Below are 11656 nucleotides of genomic sequence, written 5' to 3' on the forward strand. Positions count from 1 at the left end.
GCCCGACTCAGGGGAAGCGACTGGCTGTAATACTCTAGCGCTTTCTGTTTTTCTCCCAATTCTGAGTAGACACCGCCGATGTTGGTGAGGGTCATAGCTTCCGTCCCGCGATCGCCTGTTGCCCGACTCAGGGGAAGCGACTGGCTGTAATACTCTAGCGCTTTCTGTTTTTCTCCCAATTCTGAGTAGACATTGCCGATGCTGCCGAGGGTGGTAGCTTCCATCCTGCGATCACCGATTGCCCGATACAGTTTTAATGCTTCTTCATATTTGACGATCGCACTTCTTTTTGCTTCCGCCGTTCCTTGCTGGTAGAGTCGTAGTCCTTCGTTTAATGCTGTAGCAGCTTCGTTACTGCTAGTTTGTGCTGTTTGTATGACTTTACCAACGGGCACGGCTGCTACAACTGGCTGACTTAGCTGAACCGAAAGTGCGATCGACATTCCAGCCAAAAACCATTTAGTGCGATCGAACATAGCCACCCCTTTTTTATTTTTGTCAATTTTACTCACTAGCTCGCTTAGTGTAAAGGCAGGAAGAAGTAAGGGCGATCGGCATTTTTGCTAAAGTGAACGAGTAGTGCGATTTCCTGCGCTATAGCTACGCCGCGCGTACTTTTTCCCAGCATGAACAACATCCTAACTACCCCCGATCCCGTAAGCAGCCACTGGGATTGCCCCGAATGCGGCGGCACCGGTACCCTCAGCCCAGAAATTTGCCCTGTTTGTCTCGGAGCAAAATACATCGATCTCGCTACAATAACGAACTGGATGCTCGATTTTATGGAATCTCGCGGCTGCGATCGAGCTGAGATCGATCGATTGCGAACCGAAAGCCCAGACCCCCTAACATTAACTTTTTGCCTCGAAGTTTGTATCGCCCTTAAATAAACAACGATATCAAGTCTGCTTAATTGCTTATAAATCATTTACGGGCATCGGGCATCGGGCATGGTCGGAAAAAAAACGCACTCTACAAGTTGATTTAACTGAAACGAAATAATGCCCAATTCCTTATTCCCAATGCCCTATTCCCAATATTCAGTGTCCCTTAACCGGATGTTGCCCGTAAAAAGGCAAAGCATCCGACCAATCAGGGCGACTTCCCATTTGCCACTCCAAATAAGCTAATTCCAACACACTAGAAACCGACCAACCCAACTCGCTACCAACTTCAATTAACTGATAAGAATTCCCCCAGTTATCCAACTTTTCCTGCCAAGATTCAGGAGTCATCACCGTATCGGTAAACAACTCAGTTAAACCAGAATCTTTGTTAACTGAATAAACCGCCCCAAACAATTGACCCCGCTGTGCAGGCATTTGCAGCGCCATATCCTGATTTGAGATAGATTTTTTACTGCTGCTGCAAGCGACAGCCGCCAAAGTTGAAATCGCAAAAACCGGAATATCCAACTGTTGGGCCAAAGTCCGCGCCGTCACCATACCCATCCGAGTCCCCGTGAAACCTCCGGGCCCCTTCGCCACTGCAATAAAAGCCAAATCCGCGAAAGTTTGCGGCTGAATAAACTCGACTAAATACTGATGCAAATGAGTTGCTAAATCGCGATCCAAATTCCAAGTTTGGCAGCGAGAATCCCCCGCAAAATTGCTGATGGCTAAACCGAGTTCGCGACTAGCTGTGTTCAGGGCTAAGCCGTATTTTTTAACAGATGTTCCGTCTTGGGGATTGCTATTCACGATTACTGATAATTTTCCTTAACAAAAAACAGCGGCAAAGCCACAACTAAGCAACCCAAAAGAATGCCAAATATTCCCGTATTTAAAATCCTGGAATTCCCCATGCCCCCAGTCATCAAAAACAGCACTACTAAACTTGCAAATAAATTTTTATTAGCAAATTCTTTGTGTTGGGAAACTTGATGCTTCACCGTCATAAAACCCGACGTAACTATTAGCGCAAACCAAGAATTAAAAATGACTATTTGAGAGCCAAAGATAAACCAAACTAAGGCAAACATTAGCGCATCTATCCAAAAATCCTGAGTTTTCAACTTCGGCAGCCAAAATTCTTGGGTAGCAACAGGGGTGATTTTCTTGACTAATTGATTGTGTTGCAGCCGGACGAGTTTGTTTCTCAATTGAATCTTGGGATCGATTTGCAATATTTGCTTCCACTCCGGGCGGCGAGAATTGTTGAGTCTTCCCAACAGCTTCACGGCTGCGACTTTATTTAACTGCAAATCGGTGAGTCGGGTGGCAATTATTTGAGATAAATGCGGATAGTAAACGGGGTTGTCTTCGGTTCTGTTGATGACGATAGTGAGCTGTTGCTTGGCTTGACTGACTTGGATTGTAACATTGTACGGGGCGAGATCCTCTTGCAAAGCTTCCTGAATTTCGGCTTGCTGTTGGCGAGTAAAAAGCGACACACCGGGCGCGGGTGTAAGCACCCGTTGTGCGGTCGTTTCCGGCGCGTCTAGGACAGGCTCTGCGTCTAAATAGACTGGTTTGGGGTTCAAGTGCCGGATGACTGCTGATGCTGAACTGTAGCGCCTATTGGTGGCACTTTGGAGCATGGTGTCGAGGATGCGGCCGAAATCGTCGCTAACAGCAGTCTTCAAATAATTTCGCCAAGCCCAAGAATCCTCTGTACTGTCGAACAAATCGAAGGGAGGAATTTCTGTCAGCAAGTGAATGCAGGTAACGCCCAAACTGTAGATATCGCTGGCAAAAACTGCTTTCCCCATCAATTGTTCTGGGGCTGTATAAGCAGCACTGCCGATGATTGTACCAGTTGGCTGCAAGCCGTTTGCTGTTACTTTCTTAGCTGCACCAAAGTCTACTAAAACAATATCTTTTTGGAAAGGAGACGGTTGATAGGAACTTTCTAAAGTGGGTAAAGGAGTTGGAGATAGCCTGCGGCGAATGATATTTTCGGGTTTGATATCGCGGTGAATGACTTTTGATTTGTGGACGAAGTGGAGCACTGGCAATAAATCGTTGAGAATTTGCCGAATTTGAGTTTCGGTGAATGCTCCTTTTTGTTCTAATTCTCTAGCTAGGTTTTTGCCGTCTATAAATTCTTGTACTAAATACTGTCTCCCGTCTTGTTCAAAATGCGCGATTAATTCTGGAATCTGGGGATGTTTTCCCAAGGTTTCTAGCTGGGCTGCTTCTTGGTGAAATAGTTGAGCGGCTTTTTCGGCGGCGGTATTTTGTGGGAAAAATTGCTTGATTACGCACTGCGAAAAAATCAGGGGTTTGGTTTCATCAACTGCTAGAAATGTTCGGCCAAAGCCTCCTTGCCCGATCGGCTTTATGGTTCGGTAGCGAGATGCTGATGGCGTTTCTGCGTCAAGAGTTAACAACAATTTGGAGCCGCAACTTTGGCACAATTCTGCATCCCCTGGGTTGTGCGGATTCTGACAAGTTGGGTTTAAGCAATAGCACATTGGATTTTAGATTTTAGATTTTAGATTTTAGATTTGCGAATGGGGGATGGGATTTTAGATTTTAGATTTTAGATTGGGGAATTGGTAATGGGGAATTTTACCCATAATTCCCCTTTTTGAATGTTTTGAAAATTTGATTTGGGCAATTTTTTTTCTTTTTGCTTTTCAAGTCGGGACGAGTTCGCCTGGCCGCAATTTTGCCCATTTGCCGGTCTCTTGCTTAAAACTCTGACACCCGACTACATCCCATTCCATTTCAATTTCGTCTTGGCGGGGGCGGATGTTGACGTTGATGGTGGGTTCTACGGGGTCGAAATCGGGTGTTTCGGTGAGGTGAAGCTGTTCGTGCTGTTCTTCTACGGCGTGGTAGGTGAAGCAGCGGTCTACATAGTGGCAGTTAATACAAATACACATTCTTGATATCCTCTGTGCATTTCAAAAAGATTGGTGAAATTTGAGCTTTCTGTTAATCTAGCGTAGCAAGAGTTTAATTGTTTGTAAGTTTGTAGATTTTTGTTGCAATGCCGATTAATTTGCCCTCTTCATTATCTCCTGATACTTGGCCGTTTGATTTGAAACTGCTGACACCGCCTGCTTATCTGGTGGGCGGTGCGGTACGGGATGCGTTGCTGGGCCGCCGATCGCACTATTTTGATTTAGATTTCGTTATGCTAACACGGGCCGTGAAGACTGCTCGAAAAATTGCCGATCGCACGAAAGGTGGATTTGTCTTGTTGGATGCGGAACGCCAAATTGCGCGGGTGGTGTTTGCGGGCGGTACGGTGGATTTGGCGCAAGCGGAAGGGGGGAGTCTGGAGGGGGATTTGCTGCGCCGGGATTTTCGGATAAATGCGATCGCCTACAATCCTTTTACAGGAGAAATCATCGATCCTTTAGACGGTCAAACTGATTTGCGGTTGGGTATGCTGCGGATGGTTTCGCGGTCAAATTTGGAGGACGATCCGCTGAGGTTATTAAGAGCTTACCGCCAAGCGGCGCAGTTGGGTTTTGCGATCGAAGCGGAAACTCAATCGGCGATTCGGGAATTAGCGCCGCTGTTGAGTCGGGTAGCGGTGGAACGGGTGCGGACGGAATTGGGTTATTTGTTGAGCAATCCTAACGGTGTTCCTTGGATTTGTCGCGGTTGCGAAGACGGTTTGTTTTCGATTTGGTTTGAAAGTGCGATCGACCGTTTTGATATTTTGACAAAAATTGACGCATCTGCTGCCAAGTTAGCGGCAATTTACCCAGAATTAGGGAAGGAATTCGGGCGTCAGATTAGAGATACAATTAAAGCGCCTTTGTTGGCTGTCGCGAAGCTGGCTATTTTGGCAGATTCTGACCCGACAATTGCTGAAACTCAGTTGCTGCGGTTGAAGTATAGCAATGCGGAGATTAAAAGTGCGATCGGGCTTTTGAAATACTTGCCACAATTGCAAGCAAAACCCATCGCGGAAATGTCTTTGCGAGAACAGTATTTTTTGTTTCGGGATGTGGGAATAGCATTTCCAGTTTTAGCGGTTTTGGTCGTGGCGGCGGGAGTTGCGCTTGATGAAATTTCACTGTTAATTAATCGCTATCTGGATGCTGATGATATTATTGCTCATCCCACACAATTAGTTAGCGGCAATGATTTAATGGAATATTTGAATTTGCCCCGAAGTCCGCGCATCGGTCAATTTTTAATGGAGATTCAACTAGCGCGGGTGGAGGGGAGAATTGCGACTCGCGAAGATGCCCTGAAATTGGCGCAAGAGTTAGTTAATCAGTAAGTTTAAATTGATATATTGCAGAAATTAGAACGGGCAAGATGCCCGTTCCACAAAATTCAACTTTCCCGTGGGGTGGGCTTTGAGCAACGCCCTAAAAAGTTAGTTGACAATTCTCAAAAATCAGAATCTTAAACAACATCTCTTAATTCTTCCGGCAATTCAAACTTGCCATCGGCCCCCGGTTCAAACTCAACAACTTTCAACACAGCATCAACATTCAGCGGCCCGTAAATGTGCGGGTAATTTTCACCCGCAGCCAATTCATATTTGATTTCAGATTCTACTTTTTCCGACTCAATACACAGCAAAAGCAATCCTTTTTTACCCACAAAGAACTTATTTGCAGATTTAACAACTTGCGGCAGAGTCGAACAGTGGATAAATCCTTCAGAGTCTAGGGTATCACCGCGATAGGATTGAACTTGTTTTGCTTGTTCCCATTGTTGGCTTTGAGTGATGTGAAATATAACGCTCATAAATTATTTTACCTGAAAAAGAAGCTAGGTAGAGCATCTAGATATATATTCCAAGGCTCTACCTAGAAACGAGATTAAAGGACGAAAGTCCCTACTACAAACCTAGCACGGTACGAGTACATCCGATCGGCCGAGAACTCTCATATCTTCCTCATCGAGTTCGACGGGTGTACCGCTGCGAATTAGCTCCACAAAATCCTCATTCGGCACCATGATGCACAAAGTGTACAAACGTTCACTGCCCGTATTCTCAATTACGTGAGTCCCTGTTGGAGGCACTAACAAACTATCTCCAGGTTGAATACTAACTGTTTTGCCGTCGCAGGTTGCTTGCCCTCTTCCTTTGAGTACAAAAAACATTTCTACTGCGAATTGATGGCGGTTGGGAGGAGTTTTTCCGTCCACATCGAAAATCTCCACGCAAACTGTTAATGAAACATTAGCTATTACCGGATCGAAGACGATAGCTAATCTATTAGTATCGCCCGGACTGATGCGAAATGCTTGGTAGTCTTTCGGAGACTTTATAACAGGAATCATGCAGTGGTTTGTCATTTTTTTATGGTTAGTTGTCAGTGGTTATGTTTCTGCTGTCATTAGTGGTAAATCCAGAGTCATTAGTCCGCCGCTCAACCTCCAAAATTTATGGAGTTCACAGGAGAGTTCGCTGTCAGAGCAGGAAGCTAGATATAGGCTTTGCTGTGCGAGACTCTCGCACTCCTAAAAAACGCTTTTTACACTCCCGAGGGATACTCCCCTGATGACTGCTATTTAATTGCTTCTAACATAGCCTGAGAATCCGACAAAAAACCAAAACATTGTTTAACGTTATAAAGAGTAGCTTGCCAGCAATAATCGGGAGATGTCGTAGCTGTACAATCTTTGACTAAAATACAGTCGTAACCGAGGAAATTAGCATCTTGCAGCGTAGCCATGACGCACTGATCGGCGTTTACTCCTCCGAAGAAAAGTGTAGTTCTGCCGAGGTTCCGCAAGATACTATCTAAAGGAGTATCCCAAAAGCCGCTCATCCGATATTTATCAACGCAAATATCCTCCGGTTTGGGTTTTAATTCATCGACAACCTGCGCCGCCCAACTCCCTGCCATCAGTACAGGTGCGTTGTTTTTTGGCAGCGGATCTCCCAAACCTACGCCGTCACCTGTGGGATTGTAAACGTGACGGGAAGCTGCACTAATATTGAGCAAATCGGGGCGGTTTCCCCAGTTTATCCAAATAATTGGTACTGCGTGCGATCGCAATTTTGGCAGCAAATTTGTTAAAGGATTAATTGGAGTTCTTGCGGGCGTTACATCTACGCCGATATGTGCTAGCCAACCGTCGGGATGACAGAAATCGTTTTGCATATCTATCACCAACATTGCTGCTTTTGCTAAGTCCAAACGCAGAGTTTTAGTTTCTGTTTCCATGGTAACAGGTTGAGGCGCGATCGGCGATCGGGTGATATCGGCAATTTTGGCATCAACTTTCCAAGCATTCGGCGGTACGCCCAAGCTGCGGAGAGAATCAGGATTCATATGATTGTGACTCAAAAACAATTTCAATCTTATAACTATTTGATTGTTACTAACTTGTCATATCTTAAATCTTTGTTACAATTAAGTATCCGGTGTAACTTTTTGATTAAATTTAGAATTTATTAACTTTATTATCGTTGGGCGATCGCCAAGGTTAGCGCCTGGGAATCATACAATAAAAATCAATATAAATTTACACACAGGGTAAATCTATGAGCTTTACAATTCAAAATGCTTTAATTCCGGTGGATAGCGGTTATGAAACCGCAGATGTGCAAGTGGTGGATAATTGCATAAGTGCGATCGCGCCCAATAACCTCCCCTCTCATTCCCCCGCTTACCAAGGGGGGGATAGGGGGGGTCAAATAGTTATTAACGGCAAAAATAAGCTGCTGCTGCCCGGTTTTGTCAACGCGCACACTCACTCTTCAGAAATGTGGCAGCGGGGCATTATTCCCCCTTTGCCGCTGGAGTTATGGATTGCCGAATTGTACGATTTTACGCCTCTAGATCCCGAACAAGTTTATTTGAGTGCCTTGGGAACTGCGGTAGAAACATTGCTGTCGGGCGGTACAAGCGTAGTCGATCATTTAGTTTTGATTCCGGGGCAGGAATTAGAGACAATCGCCGCAGCAGTTCGCGCTTATCAAGAAATCGGTATCCGCGCTTTTATCGGGCCGTTAATTCAAGATGAATCCCTGACAGCGGGAATGCCTGCGGGCGATAGCGCGATCGAACACAGCGCTTACATTCGATCGACTAAGGCAACTTTAGAGTTAATGGAAGAAGCCATAAAACAGTTTCACAATCCCGAAAAAGGTGTTAATATGTTGTTGGCACCGACTGGAATTCAACTGTGTTCCGATTCTTTGTTTGAAGGCTGCATCGACTTGAGCGATCGCTACAATCTTTGTCGGCACGCCCACCTCTTGGAAACCCCCGCTCAAAAACAGTTAGCTCACGAAAAATACGGCTGTAGCGCTGTCGAACACCTGCAAAAAATTGGTTATTTGAGTCCTAGAACTTCCTTAGCGCACTGCGTTTGGCTGGACGATTCCGACATTGCGATTATGGCAGAAACGGGAGCGACAGTCGTACACAATCCCCTCAGCAACTTGCGGCTAGGAAGCGGGATTTCACCGATTTTGAAATACCGCCAAGCGGGAGTCAACGTATCTTTTGGCTGCGACGGCGCTGCTAGCAATGACTCTCAAGATTTGCTGGAAGCGATTAAAATTGGTTCCATTCTGCACAATATCACGGATTTGGATTACCGCCAATGGATTACACCGCGCCAGTCTGTAGAAATGGCCTCGATGGGAGGAGCAAAAGGCTTGAATCTCGCCGATGAAATGGGTTCGTTGACAGTAGGTAAAAAATCAGATTTTGTGCTGTATGATTTAACAAGTTTATCATTGCTGCCGCGCACCGATCCGATCGGCTTACTAATATTGGGACGCCCGACTAATGCGGTAGACAGTGTTTGGGTAAACGGCAAGCAAATTGTTGCAGAAGGTAAGGTGAAAACGATCGATGTTGATGCTTTGAGGCGGGAATTATTCACTCGCAGCGAGTGGACGGGGAAGCGTCAATCGCAAACGGTGAGTGAAATAGAAGCCCACTATCGAAAAGTCATGAACCTGCAAGGTTATTCTTAAAACTCCCTAGCCAACTTTAAAACTGCTTGTCTTGGGGCGAGCGCCGGTCCACTTTCAGGACTGAACAATGTAGCCGATCGATGAGCAACAATAAACAATTTTTGCATCTCCATTAGTGACTTTCGGCTGTCTGCTGTTGGTGGCTGCTTTCCCCCGCAACTGCAACTGTTCGAGGTAACGAATTGCGACGGGCCGTTTTCCAAGGGGTAGTAGCCATCAATGCAGGCACAATCTTGCCATTTTTTTAATAAGTAGCACTTATGCACTATATAAGACATTTTTATATCCTAGCATCTTAGGCTAATTACTGCTACCCTTGAGGTGGAAATGCGTGATTTTTTCACAAATGCCCGATCTAAGCTTGAGAGATGAGCCATGCTTATAGAATTTAGTGTCGGTAATTACAGATCCTTTAAAGAGCCAGTCACCTTCAGTATGGTGGCAGCTAATCTTGTGGCAAAAGACAAAAATCTTGATGAAAACAATGTTTTTGCAGCAGACAAAGACTTGAGACTGCTTAAGAGTGCTGCAATATATGGAGCAAATGCTAGTGGAAAAAGCAATCTTGCTAGAGCCTTAAGCTTTATGAAACAGTTTATGATTAATTCATCTAAGGAAACTCAGAGTACAGATGAAATAGGTGTAGAACCTTTTAGGCTCAATACAGAAACTGAAGGAAAGCCATCATACTTTGAGCTAGTTTTTCTGATGGATGGCATAAAATACAGATATGGATTTGAGGCAACACGAGAAAGAGTTACATCGGAATGGCTATTTTACGTCCCTAAGGTAAGGGAGACACAGTTATTTGAGCGTGATTTTGACACTATTACACCATCCAAAAAATATGATGCTGATGGTATTCAGCAAAGAACTAGAAGTAATGCGCTCTTTCTTTCTGTTTCTGCTCAATTTAATGTTGAACTAGCAGAGAGAATTTTGGAGTGGTTGACTGACAATCTGAACATCATATCTGGTTTACACGATCGAGCGTATCGGGATTACACAGTTAAATGTTTCACGAACAATGAGAAGCGAGCTGACATTGTTAACTTAATCAAGAAGTTAGATTTGGGAATCAGTGAAATTAAAATCGAGCAGGAAGATTTCACAGTGGATTCTCTGCCTGATGAAATTCCCGATGAACTAAAAAAAATCCTTGTTAAAGCAGGAAGAGGAAAAGCAACAATAGGAACTGGACACCGAAAATTCGATAGTGAAGGAAATTACAAATCTCTTGAGGAATTTGATTTAGTAAGTCATGAATCTCAAGGTACACAAAAGGTTTTTGCTTTGGCGGGACCACTAATAACTGCCCTCAAGAAAGGAGAAGTTCTTATTATTGATGAATTTGATGCAAGACTTCATCCTCTAATCAGTCGTGCACTTGTTGAAATGTTTAATTCTCAAGAAACCAACTCAAATAATGCTCAGTTAATCTTCATAACACATGATACCAATCTACTTAGCAATAAAAATTTTCGCAGAGATCAGATTTGGTTCACAGAAAAAAACAGATATGGTGCCACAGACTTATACTCCTTAGCAGAGTATAAGATACGTAATGACGCTACCTTTGAAAGTGACTATATCAAAGGTAGATATGGAGCAATCCCATATCTGGGAAATCTCAAACATCTGATTAACTCTAATGGCTAGAAGAAAAATAAACTCTCGCGGATATTCACCCAGAAAACTAGAGACGAAAGAGCCTAAAGAGAGGTTTTTAATTGTCTGTGAAGGATCGAAAACTGAACCTAACTACTTCAGAAGCTTCCGTGTTCCTAGGGATGTTGTTGAAGTAGACGTGCATGGCTTAGGAGAAGATCCCAGCACATTAGTTAGAAGTGCTACAGACTTAAAAAATAAAGACGGTAATGATTACGATCAAATTTGGTGTGTTTTCGATCGAGATTCCTGGACATTAGAAAATTTCAACAATGCCAGATCAAGTGCTACGTCTCAGGGATTTAGAGTAGCTTATTCTAATGAAGCTTTTGAGTTGTGGTATATCTTGCATTTTGAGTATCTCAATACTGGAATTCCTCGCAAGGACTATAGTCCCAAGTTGTCTTCATGGCTCCGTAAAAAATACGAAAAGAATAGTGAAACTATTTATGATGAGCTACTTGATAAACAGCCTACTGCTATTAGGAATGCCGAAAAGCTTCTCACAGAGTACGATCCTCATGTCCCAGCAAATGACAATCCATCTACAACAGTACATCTCCTGGTACAAGAACTAAATCGGTTTATTCCATAAGTAAATACTAAGAAGCTAATTCTAAAAAGTAGATTATTGAAATATTTTTCTCGTCGCTGGGGAGTTGGATGAGTTGAATTTTGGATGATATTTATTTTCATCTACTTTATAGTTTCTGACAGAAGTAGGTTGGGTTGAAGAATGAACCCTCCGCTTCGCGAGATCCCAACAATCCGCCAATTGGATACGCACCGATTGGATACCTACAAATGCACAAGATTGTTGCATAAATCCTGTATTGTCGCTTGCCAAAGCAATTAACATTTTTTTATGCCTGAAGATAGAGAGAGGGCGCGATCGTACCTTACCCGCAGAGAGAGGGATTTATCCACTTTGTGGGGATACATCCACACAATTCACGCGCTGCTGCCGCATTTCTTGGATCGGGGCAGCGGTACAATTGTAAATGTGGGTTCGATCGGCGGCAAGATCCCGATCGCTTATCATGTTCCTTACACTACTATAGCAATCCTAAATGATTTTCTATATTTATAAACAATCCTAAATAATTTTCTGTGTGTAAGTATATTGACG

General features: G+C 43.9%; 13 protein-coding genes. 6 read left to right on the top strand and 7 right to left on the bottom strand.

Annotation, left to right across the window (positions count from 1 at the left end):
- A partial coding sequence (locus QUA42_RS27065; RefSeq protein WP_333141703.1) for a tetratricopeptide repeat protein occupies positions 1-512 on the bottom strand: 512 nt, incomplete at its 3' end.
- A gap of 114 nt (positions 513-626) precedes the next feature.
- Between QUA42_RS27065 and QUA42_RS27070 the strand changes: the two genes are divergently transcribed.
- Positions 627-890 carry a hypothetical protein gene (locus tag QUA42_RS27070; RefSeq protein WP_333141705.1) on the top strand — a complete coding sequence of 88 codons (264 nt, stop codon included), beginning with the start codon at positions 627-629 and terminating at the stop codon, positions 888-890.
- A gap of 150 nt (positions 891-1040) precedes the next feature.
- Here QUA42_RS27070 and tsaB read toward each other — a convergent pair whose 3' ends face one another.
- The 3 genes from tsaB to QUA42_RS27085 all read right to left on the bottom strand — a co-directional run bounded on the left by tsaB (position 1041) and on the right by QUA42_RS27085 (position 3829).
- Complete coding sequence (tsaB, locus tag QUA42_RS27075) at positions 1041-1700, bottom strand: tRNA (adenosine(37)-N6)-threonylcarbamoyltransferase complex dimerization subunit type 1 TsaB (protein ID WP_333141707.1); 660 nt, start codon at positions 1698-1700, stop codon at positions 1041-1043.
- Positions 1701-1702: 2 nt separating this feature from the next.
- Positions 1703-3415, bottom strand: coding sequence for a serine/threonine-protein kinase (locus QUA42_RS27080; RefSeq protein ID WP_333141709.1), 1713 nt, complete (start codon positions 3413-3415; stop codon positions 1703-1705).
- A 165-nt stretch (positions 3416-3580) separates the two neighbouring features.
- A complete protein-coding gene (locus QUA42_RS27085) occupies positions 3581-3829 on the bottom strand; it encodes a Ycf34 family protein (RefSeq protein ID WP_006632635.1) in 249 nt (82 codons plus the stop codon).
- Positions 3830-3936: 107 nt separating this feature from the next.
- Between QUA42_RS27085 and QUA42_RS27090 the strand changes: the two genes are divergently transcribed.
- On the top strand, positions 3937-5187 hold the full coding sequence (locus QUA42_RS27090) for a CCA tRNA nucleotidyltransferase (protein WP_333141710.1): 1251 nt from the start codon (positions 3937-3939) through the stop codon (positions 5185-5187).
- Positions 5188-5315: 128 nt separating this feature from the next.
- Here the strand turns inward: QUA42_RS27090 and QUA42_RS27095 are convergent, their stop codons facing one another.
- The 3 genes from QUA42_RS27095 to QUA42_RS27105 form a co-directional block, all read right to left on the bottom strand.
- Complete coding sequence (locus QUA42_RS27095) at positions 5316-5663, bottom strand: DUF952 domain-containing protein (RefSeq protein ID WP_333141712.1); 348 nt, start codon at positions 5661-5663, stop codon at positions 5316-5318.
- Between the two features lie 102 nt (positions 5664-5765).
- Complete coding sequence (locus QUA42_RS27100) at positions 5766-6203, bottom strand: cupin domain-containing protein (protein ID WP_445301382.1); 438 nt, start codon at positions 6201-6203, stop codon at positions 5766-5768.
- A 227-nt stretch (positions 6204-6430) separates the two neighbouring features.
- Positions 6431-7201: a cysteine hydrolase family protein gene (locus QUA42_RS27105; protein WP_333141716.1), complete on the bottom strand. Its 771-nt coding sequence runs from the start codon at positions 7199-7201 to the stop codon at positions 6431-6433.
- A gap of 212 nt (positions 7202-7413) precedes the next feature.
- On the opposite strand from QUA42_RS27105, the gene QUA42_RS27110 reads away from it, so the two are divergent.
- The 4 genes from QUA42_RS27110 to QUA42_RS27125 all read left to right on the top strand — a co-directional run bounded on the left by QUA42_RS27110 (position 7414) and on the right by QUA42_RS27125 (position 11617).
- Positions 7414-8859 (top strand): amidohydrolase, encoded by a 1446-nt coding sequence (locus QUA42_RS27110; protein ID WP_333141718.1) that lies wholly within the window; start codon positions 7414-7416, stop codon positions 8857-8859.
- 375 nt (positions 8860-9234) lie between these two features.
- Positions 9235-10518, top strand: coding sequence for an ATP-binding protein (locus QUA42_RS27115; protein WP_333141719.1), 1284 nt, complete (start codon positions 9235-9237; stop codon positions 10516-10518).
- Positions 10511-11122 carry an RloB family protein gene (locus QUA42_RS27120; RefSeq protein WP_333141721.1) on the top strand — a complete coding sequence of 204 codons (612 nt, stop codon included), beginning with the start codon at positions 10511-10513 and terminating at the stop codon, positions 11120-11122. Before QUA42_RS27115 ends, QUA42_RS27120 begins: the two co-directional genes overlap by 8 nt.
- Positions 11123-11392: 270 nt before the next feature.
- Entirely contained in the window at positions 11393-11617 is a 225-nt protein-coding gene (locus QUA42_RS27125; protein WP_333141723.1) for an SDR family NAD(P)-dependent oxidoreductase, read from the top strand.
- The last annotated feature ends 39 nt before the right edge of the window (positions 11618-11656 follow it).

The organism is Microcoleus sp. Pol11C2 (assembly GCF_036701505.1).
In the GTDB taxonomy this organism is placed as follows: domain Bacteria; phylum Cyanobacteriota; class Cyanobacteriia; order Cyanobacteriales; family Microcoleaceae; genus Microcoleus.